The 13961-nt window shown below is 57.8% G+C and carries 22 protein-coding genes and 1 tRNA gene; 12 read left to right on the top strand and 11 right to left on the bottom strand.

Annotated features, from left to right (window positions below; genetic code table 11):
• The first annotated feature begins 318 nt into the window (after nucleotides 1–318).
• The 5 genes from CRN80_RS19820 (at nucleotide 319) to CRN80_RS19800 (ending at nucleotide 3016) form a co-directional block, all read left to right on the top strand.
• Nucleotides 319–702, top strand: coding sequence for a response regulator transcription factor (locus tag CRN80_RS19820; protein ID WP_034117623.1), 384 nt, complete (start codon nucleotides 319–321; stop codon nucleotides 700–702).
• A gap of 423 nt (nucleotides 703–1125) precedes the next feature.
• Nucleotides 1126–1407, top strand: a complete 282-nt coding sequence (locus CRN80_RS19815; protein WP_034117622.1) for a hypothetical protein — start codon at nucleotides 1126–1128, stop codon at nucleotides 1405–1407.
• On the top strand, nucleotides 1404–1718 hold the full coding sequence (locus CRN80_RS19810) for a hypothetical protein (RefSeq protein WP_034117621.1): 315 nt from the start codon (nucleotides 1404–1406) through the stop codon (nucleotides 1716–1718). The genes CRN80_RS19815 and CRN80_RS19810 overlap by 4 nt, the downstream gene beginning before the upstream one ends.
• Before the next feature lie 91 nt (nucleotides 1719–1809).
• Nucleotides 1810–2157: a hypothetical protein gene (locus CRN80_RS19805; protein ID WP_034117620.1), complete on the top strand. Its 348-nt coding sequence runs from the start codon at nucleotides 1810–1812 to the stop codon at nucleotides 2155–2157.
• Nucleotides 2158–2200: 43 nt separating this feature from the next.
• Nucleotides 2201–3016, top strand: a complete 816-nt coding sequence (locus CRN80_RS19800) for a DUF2303 family protein (protein WP_034117619.1) — start codon at nucleotides 2201–2203, stop codon at nucleotides 3014–3016.
• A gap of 90 nt (nucleotides 3017–3106) precedes the next feature.
• Here CRN80_RS19800 and CRN80_RS19795 read toward each other — a convergent pair whose 3' ends face one another.
• Nucleotides 3107–3340 (bottom strand): hypothetical protein, encoded by a 234-nt coding sequence (locus CRN80_RS19795; RefSeq protein WP_034117618.1) that lies wholly within the window; start codon nucleotides 3338–3340, stop codon nucleotides 3107–3109.
• 179 nt (nucleotides 3341–3519) lie between these two features.
• The gene (locus CRN80_RS19790; RefSeq protein WP_098950860.1) at nucleotides 3520–4182 is read right to left on the bottom strand and encodes a hypothetical protein; all 663 of its coding nucleotides are present in this window, start codon (nucleotides 4180–4182) and stop codon (nucleotides 3520–3522) included.
• Nucleotides 4183–4261: 79 nt separating this feature from the next.
• On the opposite strand from CRN80_RS19790, the gene CRN80_RS19785 reads away from it, so the two are divergent.
• The gene (locus tag CRN80_RS19785; RefSeq protein WP_034117616.1) at nucleotides 4262–5041 is read left to right on the top strand and encodes a DUF2786 domain-containing protein; all 780 of its coding nucleotides are present in this window, start codon (nucleotides 4262–4264) and stop codon (nucleotides 5039–5041) included.
• A gap of 21 nt (nucleotides 5042–5062) precedes the next feature.
• Here CRN80_RS19785 and CRN80_RS19780 read toward each other — a convergent pair whose 3' ends face one another.
• The 3 genes from CRN80_RS19780 to CRN80_RS31795 all read right to left on the bottom strand — a co-directional run bounded on the left by CRN80_RS19780 (nucleotide 5063) and on the right by CRN80_RS31795 (nucleotide 6050).
• Nucleotides 5063–5296 carry a hypothetical protein gene (locus tag CRN80_RS19780; protein ID WP_034117915.1) on the bottom strand — a complete coding sequence of 78 codons (234 nt, stop codon included), beginning with the start codon at nucleotides 5294–5296 and terminating at the stop codon, nucleotides 5063–5065.
• Nucleotides 5297–5398: 102 nt separating this feature from the next.
• Nucleotides 5399–5617 carry a hypothetical protein gene (locus CRN80_RS19775; RefSeq protein ID WP_034117615.1) on the bottom strand — a complete coding sequence of 73 codons (219 nt, stop codon included), beginning with the start codon at nucleotides 5615–5617 and terminating at the stop codon, nucleotides 5399–5401.
• A gap of 109 nt (nucleotides 5618–5726) precedes the next feature.
• A complete protein-coding gene (locus CRN80_RS31795) occupies nucleotides 5727–6050 on the bottom strand; it encodes a hypothetical protein (protein WP_080752909.1) in 324 nt (107 codons plus the stop codon).
• A 122-nt stretch (nucleotides 6051–6172) separates the two neighbouring features.
• On the opposite strand from CRN80_RS31795, the gene CRN80_RS19765 reads away from it, so the two are divergent.
• Genes CRN80_RS19765 through CRN80_RS19755 form a run of 3 tightly spaced genes read left to right on the top strand, consistent with a single transcriptional unit; the run spans nucleotide 6173 to nucleotide 7591 of the window.
• The gene (locus CRN80_RS19765) at nucleotides 6173–6574 is read left to right on the top strand and encodes an HNH endonuclease (RefSeq protein ID WP_034117614.1); all 402 of its coding nucleotides are present in this window, start codon (nucleotides 6173–6175) and stop codon (nucleotides 6572–6574) included.
• Between the two features lie 49 nt (nucleotides 6575–6623).
• On the top strand, nucleotides 6624–6869 hold the full coding sequence (locus tag CRN80_RS19760; protein WP_034117613.1) for a hypothetical protein: 246 nt from the start codon (nucleotides 6624–6626) through the stop codon (nucleotides 6867–6869).
• Nucleotides 6866–7591, top strand: a complete 726-nt coding sequence (locus tag CRN80_RS19755; protein ID WP_034117612.1) for a hypothetical protein — start codon at nucleotides 6866–6868, stop codon at nucleotides 7589–7591. Before CRN80_RS19760 ends, CRN80_RS19755 begins: the two co-directional genes overlap by 4 nt.
• A 36-nt stretch (nucleotides 7592–7627) precedes the next feature.
• On the opposite strand, the gene CRN80_RS19750 is transcribed toward CRN80_RS19755, so the two are convergent.
• Nucleotides 7628–7819, bottom strand: coding sequence for a hypothetical protein (locus CRN80_RS19750; RefSeq protein WP_235365421.1), 192 nt, complete (start codon nucleotides 7817–7819; stop codon nucleotides 7628–7630).
• A gap of 173 nt (nucleotides 7820–7992) precedes the next feature.
• On the opposite strand from CRN80_RS19750, the gene CRN80_RS19745 reads away from it, so the two are divergent.
• Genes CRN80_RS19745 through CRN80_RS19735 form a run of 3 tightly spaced genes read left to right on the top strand, consistent with a single transcriptional unit; the run spans nucleotide 7993 to nucleotide 9538 of the window.
• Nucleotides 7993–8211 carry a hypothetical protein gene (locus tag CRN80_RS19745; RefSeq protein WP_034117611.1) on the top strand — a complete coding sequence of 73 codons (219 nt, stop codon included), beginning with the start codon at nucleotides 7993–7995 and terminating at the stop codon, nucleotides 8209–8211.
• 2 nt (nucleotides 8212–8213) lie between these two features.
• Nucleotides 8214–8426 (top strand): hypothetical protein, encoded by a 213-nt coding sequence (locus CRN80_RS19740; protein ID WP_034117610.1) that lies wholly within the window; start codon nucleotides 8214–8216, stop codon nucleotides 8424–8426.
• Nucleotides 8426–9538, top strand: coding sequence for a phage integrase Arm DNA-binding domain-containing protein (locus tag CRN80_RS19735; protein ID WP_034117609.1), 1113 nt, complete (start codon nucleotides 8426–8428; stop codon nucleotides 9536–9538). Before CRN80_RS19740 ends, CRN80_RS19735 begins: the two co-directional genes overlap by 1 nt.
• A gap of 89 nt (nucleotides 9539–9627) precedes the next feature.
• On the opposite strand, the gene CRN80_RS19730 is transcribed toward CRN80_RS19735, so the two are convergent.
• The 5 genes from CRN80_RS19730 to pheS all read right to left on the bottom strand — a co-directional run bounded on the left by CRN80_RS19730 (nucleotide 9628) and on the right by pheS (nucleotide 13859).
• Nucleotides 9628–9704: transfer RNA gene (locus tag CRN80_RS19730), tRNA-Pro, on the bottom strand.
• Between the two features lie 90 nt (nucleotides 9705–9794).
• Nucleotides 9795–10151 carry a MerR family transcriptional regulator gene (locus tag CRN80_RS19725; RefSeq protein ID WP_003174972.1) on the bottom strand — a complete coding sequence of 119 codons (357 nt, stop codon included), beginning with the start codon at nucleotides 10149–10151 and terminating at the stop codon, nucleotides 9795–9797.
• Complete coding sequence (ihfA, locus tag CRN80_RS19720; RefSeq protein WP_002553164.1) at nucleotides 10132–10434, bottom strand: integration host factor subunit alpha; 303 nt, start codon at nucleotides 10432–10434, stop codon at nucleotides 10132–10134. The genes CRN80_RS19725 and ihfA overlap by 20 nt, the downstream gene beginning before the upstream one ends.
• Before the next feature lie 3 nt (nucleotides 10435–10437).
• Nucleotides 10438–12816, bottom strand: coding sequence for a phenylalanine--tRNA ligase subunit beta (gene pheT, locus CRN80_RS19715; protein WP_098950859.1), 2379 nt, complete (start codon nucleotides 12814–12816; stop codon nucleotides 10438–10440).
• A 26-nt stretch (nucleotides 12817–12842) separates the two neighbouring features.
• A complete protein-coding gene (gene pheS, locus CRN80_RS19710) occupies nucleotides 12843–13859 on the bottom strand; it encodes a phenylalanine--tRNA ligase subunit alpha (protein ID WP_003192486.1) in 1017 nt (338 codons plus the stop codon).
• Between the last annotated feature and the right edge of the window lie 102 nt (nucleotides 13860–13961).

Raw genomic sequence — 13961 nt, 5'->3', positions numbered from 1 at the left:
AAACTGTATATACATCCAGTAATGCGGAGATGATATACCACGCCCACGAAAAATAAATTAACCATCGGTATTGACGAATATTTATACCGATGGTTAACTTATCTCAACGCAGCGACATATGCCTTCTGCGAACCGCTCTTTAACAACCTGTAGACGCACCCCGACGCCAGATGGCGTTTGAGTTCGGGGAACAATACGCAACACAGCCTGCTTCCGTGCGCGGTAATTCGGCACGCAAGGTTTGCTGCAAGCACGGAAATTTTCACTGCTGCACCTGGCCTGCCGGGTGCATCGGGAAAACAACCGGGAGTCACAACGATGGAATCAACAATCGTTAACGGCGCATGGAAGGGCCACCTCGGCCGTGGTCTAGCGCCGCGAGAACTTCAGTACTTGCTGTCCGCTGCCCAGGGCAAGACGGCAAAGGAAATAGCCAGGCTGCACGGTGTAGCGGCATGCACCGTGGCGAAGCGGCTTTCCTGCGCCATGTTCAAGCTCGGCGTGACTCGCCAGACCGCGATGGTGGCCGAGGCCATGCGCCGGCAGATTATCTCGCCCATGTGCTTCGTCCTGGCCAGCCTGATCGCCGTGCACGCAATGATCGGTGACGACGCGATGCGCCGTGATCGCCGAACGCCTGAGCGCCGTACCGCCCAGGTGCGGATGGTGCGCCAATCCGAACGTCCGAGCCTCATCGCTTAACCGAACAACCAGCGCCACGACAGCCTGTCGTTAACTGCCCGAGCACCTGGTACTCCCCAGCACCAGGCCGCATCGGACTGCTCTCCACCTTTCACGACAGGCTTTAGATCGTTGAAGAACCTTCACCGAAAGCCTGAGAGCAGTCCGATGCGGACTAAATCGCGGCCTATAACCGCCCACCTGCATTCAACCCACCCAGCACGGAGGATTGGCAGCCATGTAAACGCTCAGATACCTGCACGGCCCCAAAGGGCTCTGCCGGCTTGTCACGTACGGAGGCGTTTGTGACAGAACGAAAGCCCGGTTTCGACTGGGCTTTTTTACGACTGGCCTTTATCCGTCAGCACCCTCCCCTGGGCCCAGCGGTACATACCAGGCGGTCAGGGTGCTGACGAATAAACGCAACCCACTGAGGTATCCACCATGCACGCATCAATTCAACAGCGCGTAGACGGGGTTGCGGCCCTGCATGTTCGCTCCCGCATTGCCACCGAAGACTTCTACACCTTGATCGGCAAGGAGCAGCCAGTGCAGAAGATCCGCTATCAGATCATCACCCGCGGCAAGGCGTATCACATCGTTGAGCTCGCAACCCGAAAGGTGAAGGGCTTTCGCTGGACCTGGAAAGAGGCGAGTAACTTTGCCCAGGTTCTTGAAGCGCGTGCAGACGGCGTGAAGGTGACACTGCCAGGTGGTGCGCAATGATCGGAGAACCAATGGCGGATCCACGGCGCTCGATCATCGACAACCTGAACCAGCAGATGGAAGCGTTCTTCGGCTCTGGCAAGAAAGCTCAGGTCATCCCGAACGGCGTTGGTGCTGACGGTCCCTACAACGGCACCACGGCACACCACGAACGCCTTCGCAAAGAACGCGACAAGCTTGCACCTTCCGTGCGCGCCGAAGCAGCCAAGGGCGTCGTGGCCAGCGTTGCAGCAAAGAACCTGGGCATGCACATCAAGCGCGTGACGCTGATCGCCCAGGAGAACGGCTTCCAGTTCGCCGACACCCCATGAAGCGCATCAGCAACCAGGTTCGCCAACGCCTTCGCCAAACGCAATTCAGCCTACCACCCAGCGGCCTCTTGGCCATCCCGGAGAAACAGCCATGTCCACAGCAACAGATACAACCGAGTTTTTGGAAGAGCTCAACGGTGGCGCCTTCGCCAGCCAAATCGGTCACGCCATCTCCGAAGTAGCCGCGGGGGTCGTTGACCATGGCAAGGCCGGGAAGCTGGTGATCACCCTGGATTTCAGCCAGATCGGCGAATCGCACCAGGTGAAGATCAAGCACAAGCTCGACTACAAGGTGCCAACCAAACGCGGCACCCGTAGTGAGAACACCAGCCTCGACACACCGATGCACGTGGGCACCGGTGGCCGCGTGACCCTCTTCGCCGAGAAGCATGACCAGCTTTTCACCCGCGACGACGCGCCGATTCCCAAGCGCACCTGATGTACCCGGCTCACCCTCCCTCCGCAATCCAAGGAACTAACCGATGTCACTCACCAAAGACGCACTCCAGCTCATCAACGCCAATGCCCTGGACGCCGCCGGCAAGAAGCTTGATACGCTGATCCCTACCGTGGTCCTGTCGGAAGAAGCCAAGATCATCGACCTGGAGAAGTTCCAGGCCGGCCGTAGCCGATTCCGTGGCACGTACAGCACTCACTCGCTAGCTGACTTCGGCGCCTATGTTGTTGAGCGCGCGGAACCAGGCGCGCGCGGCTTCATTGACCAAGACGCAATGAGCTGTGTCCTGCTGTTCAACCTGGGCACCACCGGCGTACCCGGTCACGCCGATGACCGCGCCGTCCTCAAGTTGAAGCCTACCGCAGGTTACACCGCCGCCCAGCAAATCGGCGGGCGCGGCATCAGCCAGAAAGACCTGAGCGACTGGATCGAAGACTGGCACCAGTACCTCACGCCGGTTGATGAGGCAGGCAACGACATCCCGGTGGCCAAGGCCATTGCCGCTGTACGCACCATCACCATCAAGGCGTCCAGCGAGTCTGAAACCACCGTGGGTGATACCAGTGCCAGCCGTAGCGCCATGGACCAGATCGAGGCGCGCAGTAAGGAAACCCTGCCGGTAGCCCTGCAATTCCGCACCATCCCGTACGAGGGGCTGACTGAGCAACAGATCACTCTGCGGCTGTCCGTCATCACCAGCAGCTCGGTGCCGGTGCTGAAACTGCGCTGGGTTGGCGAAGAGGTCCAGCGCGAAGACGTTGCCCAGGAATTCAAGTCTGTGCTTCAAGCCCAAATTGGCGAAGCCGCTGCGCTGTCCCTGGGCGCTTTCGATCCGAAGTAACGTACCCCATCCCGCAACACCATACGGCGCCCACGGGCGCCTTTGTTTTGCCCACGTGGATTAAAAAAGCCGCTCATTGAGCGGCTTCATTCACTTCACTAGGCCTGAGACCCTGGCGGTTGCAAGGCTGATCGCAAGAGCCACCTCCCCGGTGTCGCGCGGATCAAGAAATAAAACCTTGCTCCCTTCTTGCTCGGTCAACTCACAGGCGCGCTCATAGACCTTGCCGATGTTTAACCCCAAATCTTCAGCAGCTGCCAGCACGCTGACAAGGGCCTGCTCGTTAATCTTTGCGATATCTACTGCCATTTTCTGAATCTCCATAGTCCGGCTCCATGCCGGTCACCCGTAATACCCCATATCAACGAACTGTACCAGTTAGCTCGACATTTGATAGGCCAGGTCGCGCCACTAGGCCAGATCGGCGATCATCTTTAGCCCCAGGCTCACCTCGGCTTCAAGTCTTCCAGCACGAAGGCCGAGCAGCCCGAAAACCTCATCGCCTAGTCCTTGATTTCGCCGTCACTTAATATCTGCATTAATCGAGGTGCGAATTTATCTCGAACCTCGCTAACATCCGAAAACTCAGCAATTGAAAGATCGAGTGCGAGAAGCTTCAAGGCTGCAACTACCTCTCTAGACTTATCACAGCGATGTCTATATTTTGATTCAGCATTGATACCTTCAAGAATGCTTAGTTGCCCCGATGAAGCTTTTTCAGCGGCGGCGAACATTTCATTTGCATCAAGTCTAAACTCGTTACTGTAGCTCTCTATCAAATTAAGGATAGAAGTCTGGTAGGCCAAAACTTTTGCCCTGTTAGCTTCAGACTTGGCGAGCGCTAGCTGTTCGTCTTGCTTCAAGGAATCAAGACGTTGAAATTTTAGTAGCTGATTAAACTCGTGCTTCTGAACATCCAGAAGCTCTCTTTGCATATATACAGTCTTCAACACCGCCAAAAGCGTTACAAAAGAAACGAGCGGGCCAAAAACCCCACCAATGTACCCACCGAAGTTAGCCCACTCTACGGATGTAACTGCCAAGGTTCCGCTAAACCTATACCTGTACAAGACAACCGCCACAATGATCGAAACCACAACAAAAACTACAGCAAATAATAAGAGCGCCAAAGATCGATCCATGACGCGCTGCTGATTTTGAGTCATGCCTTTCTTCCTCTGAATTATCCCGACGACGTAATCATCCAACACTTCAACATTTCACGCCAGCCGGCGAGGATCCCCTATGTCCGCACAACAGATCGACGAAAAGAAGCTCGAGCGCGCGATCCGCAAGATCAAGCATTGCCTGGCACTGGCTCAAAGCGCCAACGAGAACGAAGCTGCAACGGCACTCCGGCAGGCCCAGGCATTGATGCGCGAGTACCGGCTGACCGAGATGGATGTGAAGCTGAGCGACGTCGGTGAGCTTGAGTCAGCCCTGTTCCGCACCAAGCGTCGACCAGCGTGGGATCAGCAGCTGAGCATCGCTGTAGCAGACGCATTCAACTGCACAACCCTGCGGCGCCGGACGTGGTGCTCCGCAAAAGGCCAAATCATTGAGTGCGCAACATTCGTGGGTGTTTCTCCCGCCCAGAACATCGCCCTGTACGCATATGAAGCACTGCACACCAAGCTCACTCAGGCGCGCATGAAGTATTGCTCGGGTGTCAGGTCTGGAGCTCATCGCAGTCAGTATTCGGCAGAGACTGCCGGCGATCACTTTGCACTGGCGTGGGTCTGGGAGGTTCAATCGAAGCTGAAAGCACTTGTGCCTCAAGGCGAAGATAATCCGCTCGGGAGCCCCGCCACCGGCCAAGACCTCGTCGCGATTCAGGCGCAGGACAAGGCACTGATCAGCGAATTTCTCGCCACCCAGGAAATCGGGAAGCCTAGGAAAGGCAAGGCGGTTGAGCTGGATCTAAACGCCCAGATCGCCGGGATGCTCGCCGGGAGCAAGGTTGACCTACACGCCGGCATCGCGCGCGGCGGTGAGGATACCCTCGCGCTTTCCGTGTTCGCTTGAACTCACATGCACACGGTGGCCCTATAGTCCTGCGCCAGCAATCAGCCTGGCACCAACTTCACGCCCAGCAACCTGCGCCAGGCCACGGTCAACATAGGTTCGGTCACCCGCAACAACCGGCACCACCACTTCACCACCGCGCTTTACCTCGACGTTGATACGCCAGGTCTCCCGGCCTTCCTCGTCCTTGTCGCACTCCATGTAGTTCCAAACCTGAAAGCCTTCGATCTCATCGTAAATATCGTGCTTGGTCATGGTCCAGCCCATTTAGAGGAAGGGGTCATCGTAGCACTCCACCCCGGGCATGGCCCGGCAAGGACTCCCCATACCGACAGAAAAGCAATTCTTCGCCGAGCGTTAGTGAATCTGGTTTACAGATTCATCCAGAGGGTTTTCAGGAGAGTTAAGAAAAGAGTTCCAAGCCTCGAAAGCATCGTGATGGCGCAGAGTTGCGGCTTCCCAGGCAGCCCCTACTACTTCCTTAGCGGAAACCATCATCATCATTTTGCTGGTGGCCGCGTCGAGTTCGATTAAGAGCTGGTGAGATTTGAATCTGAAGTCATCTATTCCGCTCATAAATTCGCCTTGCGGCGGGTATTGCCGGAGGCCCCGGAATGTTTCCACCAAAGCAGTGACATCTAATTACATGTGCGCATTCAAATAGAGCGATGAGCGGTCACGTAGACTACTCAGATATCGACCGAGGGAGCTTTGAAAACTTACGCGTATTCAGAGCTTCTTCCCTGGAGGTAGTCCAGAGTTCTTTTGCTCTGGATATGCCCCACTCCATCGCTTGCGTCATAGTTTGGCCAGGCCGTGAGTCAAACGACTCCTCAAAAATCATAATTCCTTTCGGAGCGTATAACCCAAGAAACAGCTGCACAGCGCCTGTGCTCGAAGTCCGCACCTGAACGTTGACCTGAGCGCCGTCAGCAAGACGCTCATCTTTGGTTCGGCAATGAAGGTGCGGATTTGCCCAAGTCCAAAAGGTTCTACCGCGAGTGAACATTTCCGAGCCCCCCAAAGCGCCGGAGTATGGGCCTATTTCGCGGCTTTGAGTGCGATGTACTTATATATTTCTGCTTATCCCCTCCCCCTTCAAATTCAGCCGCTATAGCGGCAAGGATACCTATGCGCCTGAAGAAAGCTGAGCGCGAGCAAGTGCGCCTGAAGTACGGCGGGCACTGCGCCTACTGCGGGGTGCTGCTGGGTGACCGATGGCACGCCGACCACCTCGCACCTGTCGTGCGTGAGCTGCTGTCCAAGCAGACCGCCGCTGGCACGTGGAAGCTGGTATCGGGCAAGCCACTGCGACCCGAGCATGACGTGCTGGAGAACATGATGCCTGCCTGCGCGCCCTGCAACATCAGCAAGGGCGGTCAGACGCTGGAAGGTTGGCGCAGCTGGATCTCAAGACACGTCGAGTCGCTGAACAACTACACCCCAATCTACCGCCTGGCCAAGGCATATGGCCTGATCGCCGAGACCGGCGCGCCGGTGGTGTTCCACTTCGAAAAGGAGCAGCAGCCATGATCGCCACCCTCTGGTTCGCCTACGTCTTCATCTACAAGGGGCCAAGGCCATGAATACCTATCGACACACCTTCGAAGCCGTCTGCCCTTCCGACGGCGAAACGATCCTCTACCGGCTGGAATTGCGCTCGAGCGCCATGATCCGCGTCGAGAACATCAAGGCGACGACAGCGCTGATCACCAAAGGCTGGCATGAACAGATTGCCGACAGCCTGGCGGAATCCTTGGGCGGCGATCAGACCATCATCGCCACGCACCAGGGAGTCGAAATCGAAACGGTGAGGCTTAGCGGATGATTGCATACCACGGCACGCCGGTCGGCGGCACTCGCCAGGATGGCGCCCGGTTCCTTGCCGGCCGGCATGCCCTGGTTCCATTCCCGCGCCAGGACGACATGGGCATTGTTGCCGATGTGTGTCAGTCGTTTGTGTTCGACAACGGCGCGTTTTCGGTCTGGAAGAAAGGCGGAAAGCTGGATGTTGACGGATACACCGCCTGGGTTGAGCAGTGGCACCGACACCCAGGCTTCGACTGGGCACTCATCCCGGATGTAATTGACGGCGACGAGGCATCCAACGATGCGCTTGTGGAAGCCTGGCCCAGAGAGTTACGCGGTGTGCCGGTCTGGCACCTTCACGAGTCGCTGGAGAGGCTGCAGCACCTCGCCGCCAGTTGGCCGACAGTGGCCATCGGCAGTTCGGGGCAATGGGCACACCCGGGGACAGCTGCCTGGTGGAAGCGGATGGGCTCGGCTATGAATGCAATCTGCGACGACCAAGGCCGACCAGCATGTCGCCTCCACGGCCTCAGGATGCTAGACCCCGCGATATTCCAGCATCTGCCCTTCGCATCAGCCGACAGCACGAACGCCGCGGTAAACGGTGGAAGCATCAGTCGCTTCGGCATGTACGCCCCACCGACCGCCGGCCAGCGTGCCAACGTCATCGCCGATCGCATCGAGTCGCACAACAGTTCCCCGATCTGGCAGCGAGAAACCCAGGCCGAAATGGCGCTGTAAACCCCAATCCCCCTACATGCCTGCCGGTAAGCCGACTTAAGGCAGCTGGCTATCGATCCAACGCTCGGCCGCAACCATCGCATCATCCAGCGCAGTCGGGTAATCAGGCCAAGGGCCTTCCAACTCTGCTGCAACTTCCCCCAGACCATCAATATGCGCCGGCTCAATGATCCTGGCACCAATAGGGGCCTCGTCATTCGGGCGGTTCCAGACAAACTTGAGAAACATTACGTGGCCCCGGTAAGCGTGCGCTATCGGAGCATCGAAGTTGTGTGACACGTCCTGCCTCATCACGAACTTAATTGAACCCTTTTGTACACCGCTTCGGACCTGTTTGAAAGATAGGCAGAAAGCTATCACTCAATTCCCGTATATGCCGACCAGCGCGGCAAGGACACCCCATGTTCGCTATGAAACTCACCCTGATACTGCTGGGCGCTTTTCTGTACCTGGTAGGAACACTCGGCTGGTTCTTCTGGGCCGGGCCCGGCCTTGTTGGCACGGGCACCACCGAGGCACTGCTCTACGCCTTCGCCGGCACATGCGCCTGGCTGCTGATCAGCTTCGGCCTGGCAATTCACATCATCAAGAAAGCTCGGCCCACGGCCGGCGGGAGGTAGCTATGCGAAAGGAACTCATCAAAATCAGCGAATTCCAGCGGCGCCGCTGGGGTGAAAACGGAACACCGCCCTGCCCTCAGGCAATTCGCAATCACATCCGCAACGGCATGGTGCCGGGAGAGCAAATCGGGAAACTCTGGTACGTTGATTGGGCTGCGTTCAACTCGTCCAATGGTAACGACCTTGTCGCAATGGTATTGAAAGGAGCTGCATGATGTCGCCACGGCCGCGCAACACTGCGAACAAGAGCCTTCCGCAGAACCTGTACTTCGACGCGCGGCGCGGGACATATCGCTACCGGCGCCCTACCGACGGGAAGTTCTTCCCGTTCGGCCCGGATCGGGTGAAAGCCATCGACGCAGCTAAGCAGTTGAACCTCGAGTTCATGCGCGGCGCTGACCTGGTCGGCGCCGTGATGTCCAATCCGTCTGACAGCTTCGAGGGTTTCCTCGACAAATATGAAGCTGAGGTTCTGCCGCCCAGGGAGCTTGCGAAAGGCACTCTTGGCCTATACGCGGTTCACTTTCGGCGGTTCAGGAAGTGGTTTGAAGGTAAGACAGTAGATCAGATCACCATTCGCATGATCGCCACCGAGCTGGATGGGCTCACCCCGCGCTCGGCCAACCAATGCCGGGCCCTGTTGACCGATATTTTCAACCACGCCGCAGCCAAGGGCCTGTGCCCGGACAACCCAGCGGCCAGCACCATCAACCGGATCGAGAAGAAACAGCGCAAGCGGCACACCGTTGATGGCCTGAAGGCTATTAGGGAGAAGTCGCCGGCCTGGCTACAGAACGCCATCGACCTGGCGCTGATCACCGCTCAACGGCGGACCGACATCCTGGACATGCGTTTTGATGGGGTTCGGGAAGGGTTTCTGTATGTGGTGCAGAAGAAAACGGCCAAGGCAACAGATGCGGCCTGGATTCGGTTCAGGGTAACGCCAGAGTTGCAGGCGGTAATCAGCCGGTGCCGCGATGATGTGGTTTCACCATACCTGGTACACCGCAAGCCGGATCGCCTGAAACAGAAGCAGGCACAGACGAAGGACCACTGGACGAAGATTGAGGAGCGGTATTTGACGCGAGCATTCAAGGAGGCCAGAGAGGCGGCGAACTGTTACGCGGGATGGAAGGAGGAAGAGATGCCAGGCTTCCATGAAGTGCGAGCGCTGTCGCTGCACCTGTACAAGAAAGCCGGAAAGGATGGGCAGAAAATCGCAGGCCATGCGAGCGAGGGCATGACCAAAAACTACCAGCGGGACCATGAGGAAATCATCTGGTCCGAGGCAATTCCGGACCTGAATATCAGCGAAATCACCGGGTAGTTTTGCGCAAGTTTTGCGCGGGTTTTGCGCAAGCACAAAAAAGCCGATCTGTCTGATCGGCTTAAGTGTCTGATTTTACTCAGGAATAATGGTCGGGACGGAGTGATTCGAACACTCGACCCCTAGCACCCCATGCTAGTGCGCTACCGGACTGCGCTACGCCCCGACTAGGCGTGTTACTGGGTTTGCTTCTTAACGAAGCGAACCGGAATATACCGCAAGCTTTTGAAATGTGGAAGTATTTTTAAAGCTTGAATCATTTTTTCAGCACCACCAGTACATCTTCCAATTCGGAGATCATCTGGCGGATCAGTTGCTTGTATTGGGTGGTGTCGTCTTTGGCTTCATCACCGGACATACGCTGGCGTGCGCCGCTGATGGTGAACCCCTGGTCGTACAGCAACGCGCGGATCTGTCGGATCATCAGCACGTCCTGGCGCTGATAATACCGACGGTTCCCGGTGCGTTTGACGGGGTTGAGTTGAGGAAACTCCTGCTCCCAATAGCGCAGTACGTGCGGTTTTACCGCACACAGCTCGCTGACTTCACCAATGGTGAAGTAGCGTTTGCCTGGGATGACGGGTAGCTCGTCGTTATGACTTGGTTCCAGCATAAGCCTCAACTCGGGCCTTCAACTTCTGCCCTGGACGAAAGGTGACCACACGGCGAGCCGTGATCGGGATTTCTTCTCCCGTTTTTGGATTGCGGCCAGGCCGCTGGCGTTTGTCTCGCAGGTCAAAATTGCCGAAACCGGACAATTTGACCTGTTCGTTGTCTTCCAGAGCGTGTCTGATCTCTTCAAAAAACAGCTCGACCAATTCCTTGGCCTCGCGCTTGTTCAGACCCAACTCTTCGTACAGACGTTCCGCCATCTCAGCTTTCGTCAAAGCCCCCATACGTCACTTCCTTAACGTGGCGTTCAACCTTTGTTCGAGCGAGGTGAGGATATTTTGCGTCGTGGTATTCACCTCATCGTCATTAAGAGTGCGCGATGGATGCTGCCAGGTCAAGCCAACTGCAAGGCTTTTTCTATGCGGATCAATGCCTTTACCCTGATAGACGTCAAATAGCCTGAGGTCTGTCAGCCATTCCCCTGCATTTTCACGGATTACATCCAGAACTGCAGTGGCGGCGACTTCACGGTCGGCAATCAGGGCCAGGTCGCGACGCACTTCAGGGAAGCGCGACAACTCGCTGAATTTAGGCATTTTGCCCGACGCAACTTCAGCCAAGACTAGCTCAAACACGAAGACTGGACGGTCCAGACCCAAGGTTTTCGACAGTTCCGGGTGAATGGCGCCGACGAAGCCCACCAGGCGACCTTCACGCTCGATACGTGCTGTCTGGCCTGGATGCAAGGCTGGGTGGCTGCCCGGTACGAACGTAAAGGCGTCCAGCGCACCGGCAAAGCCCAGCACCGCTTCCACGTCAGCCTTGACGTCGAAGAAGTCCACGACCTCACGGCCTTGCGCCCAGCCTTCCGGCAGACGGCTGCCGCAGACAACACCCGCCAGCATTGGCTCTTGCTTCAAGCCATCGAGCTGGCCGACGAAACGCAAGCCGCTTTCGAACAGGCGCACGCGGTCTTGCTGGCGGTTCAGGTTGTGGGAAAGTGCCTTCACCAGGCCCGGCCAAAGCGAAGAACGCATGGCAGCCATATCGTTGGAGATAGGGTTGGCCAGCAGCAACGGCTCAACGCCAGGGTTGAACAGTTCGAACTGTTTAGGATCAATGAAGCTATAGGTCACTGCTTCCTGGTAACCACGGGCAACCAGCAAACGACGCAGTTCGGGCAGGTGCGCACGCGCTTCGGCCTTGGGTTGCGGTGCCAGGCGTGCTTGCGGATAGCGAACCGGCAGGCGGTTGTAGCCGTACAGGCGCGCCAGCTCTTCGATCAGGTCGACTTCCAGGCTGATGTCGAAGCGATGGCTAGGTACTGCAACCTGCCACTGCCCTTCCCCACCCGCAGAAATACCCAGGCCGAGCGCAGACAGCAGTTGCTCGATTTCAGCCGGCTCAATGACCAGGCCGAGCATCTGCTCAACGCTTTTGGCACGCAAGGTGATCGGCGCAATCGACGGCAGGTACTGTTCGCTGACGGTTTCGGTGATGGGGCCGGCTTCGCCACCGGTGATTTCCAGCAGCAGGCCGGTGGCGCGCTCCATGGCTTCACGGGCGAGTTTCCAGTCCACGCCACGCTCGTAGCGGTGCGACGCATCGGTGTGCAGGCCGTAGGAACGGGCCTTGCCAGCGATTGCGATCTGGTCGAAGAACGCGCTTTCAAGGAATACGTCACGAGTGGTCGCAGATACACCGCTGTGCTCGCCACCCATCACGCCGGCGATTGCCAGGGCGCGAGCGTGGTCGGCGATGACAAGGGTGTCGGCACGCAGGCTGACTTCCTGGCCATCGAGCAACACCAGCTTCTCGCCTTCTTCGGCCATGCGCACGCGGATGCCGCCATTGATTTCGGCGAGATCGAACGCGTGCAACGGCTGACCGAGCTCCAGCATCACGTAGTTGGTGATGTCGACGGCGGCGTCGATGCTGCGTACATCGGCACGACGCAGGCGCTCGACCATCCACAGCGGGGTTGGCTTGGACAGGTCGACATTACGAATCACACGCCCCAGGTAACGCGGGCAAGCGTTTGGCGCCAGTACCTCGATCGAGCGGACTTCGTCGTGTACCGCTGGCACGGCAGCGACCACTGGACGGGTGACAGGTGCGTTGTACAGCGCGCCCACTTCACGGGCCAGGCCAGCCAGGGACAGGCAGTCGCCGCGGTTGGGGGTCAGGTCGACCTCGATGCTGGCGTCTTCCAGTTCCAGGTAAACACGAATGTCCTGACCCACTGGCGCGTCGGCCGGCAGCTCCATCAAGCCATCATTGCCCTCACCCACTTGCAGCTCAGCCTGGGAGCACAGCATGCCGTTGGATTCAACGCCACGCAGCTTGGCCTTCTTGATCTTGAAGTCGCCCGGCAACTGGGCGCCGATCATGGCGAACGGGATCTTCAGGCCCGGGCGCACGTTAGGCGCTCCGCACACGACCTGAAAGGTTTCCGAGCCGTTGCTGACCTGGCACACACGCAATTTGTCGGCATCCGGGTGCTGCTCGGTGCTCAACACCTCGCCCACCACCACGCCGCTGAAAACTCCGGCGGCCGGGGTAACGCTATCGACCTCAAGGCCGGCCATCGACAGACGCGCAACCAGCGCGTCGCGATCTACCTGCGGGCTTACCCAGCCACGCAGCCATTGTTCACTGAATTTCATCCTGCTCTCCTAAAGATTCGTTACGACTAGCGAAATTGCGCGAGGAACCGCAAGTCGTTGTCGAAGAACAGACGCAAGTCGTTCACGCCGTAACGCAGCATGGCCAGACGCTCAACGCCCATGCCGAAGGCAAAGCCCGAGAACTCTTCTGGATCGATCCCGGACATGCGCAGCACGTTGGGGTGAACCATGCCGCAGCCCATCACTTCCAGCCAGCCGGTCTGCTTGCACACACGGCAGCCTTTACCGCTGCACATCACGCATTCCATGTCGACTTCAGCCGATGGCTCGGTGAACGGGAAGAACGAAGGACGGAAACGTACCGCCAACTCTTTTTCGAAGAACACCCGCAGGAACTCTTCGATGGTGCCTTTGAGGTCGGCGAAATTGATATCGCGATCAACCAGCAGGCCTTCGACCTGGTGGAACATCGGCGAATGGGTGATATCCGAGTCGCTACGGTACACACGGCCTGGGCAGACAATGCGGATCGGCGGCTTGTTCGCTTCCATGGTGCGGACCTGTACCGGCGAGGTATGGGTGCGCAGCAGCATGTTGGCGTTGAAATAGAAGGTGTCGTGCATCGACCGGGCCGGGTGATGGCCTGGGATGTTGAGCGCCTCGAAGTTGTGGTAGTCGTCTTCGACCTCAGGGCCTTCGGCAATGCCGTAGCCGATGTGGGTAAAGAACTGTTCGATACGTTCCAGAGTCCGGGTGATCGGATGCAGACCGCCCGAGGCCTGGCCACGACCAGGCAAGGTCACGTCAATGGACTCGGCGGCGAGCTTGGCCGCAAGATCGGCCTCCTCGAGCGACGCCTTGCGCGCATTGAGAACCTCTGTGACACGCTCCTTGGCGACGTTGATCAGCGCACCGACTTGCGGACGCTCTTCAGCAGGCAGATTTCCCAGGGTCTTCATCACCTGAGTCAATTCACCTTTCTTGCCAAGGTAGTGAACCCGGATTTGCTCCAGGGCATTTACATCTTCAGCGCTTTGCACAGCCTCAAGGGCTTGGGCGACGAGCGCATCCAGGTTTTCCATGTACAGACTCCAGATACAAAATAGGGGAAGAGCTTGAAGGCTCTTCCCCTATTTATGACGTTTACCACCTTGGGCCACAGGAGTAGCCCAGGGTGACTGTCG

The organism is Pseudomonas sp. FDAARGOS_380, assembly GCF_002591235.1.
Lineage (GTDB): Bacteria > Pseudomonadota > Gammaproteobacteria > Pseudomonadales > Pseudomonadaceae > Aquipseudomonas > Aquipseudomonas salmasensis.
Note: the sequence above shows the minus strand (reverse complement) of the source record. Positions and strands in the feature narration are given on the sequence as shown.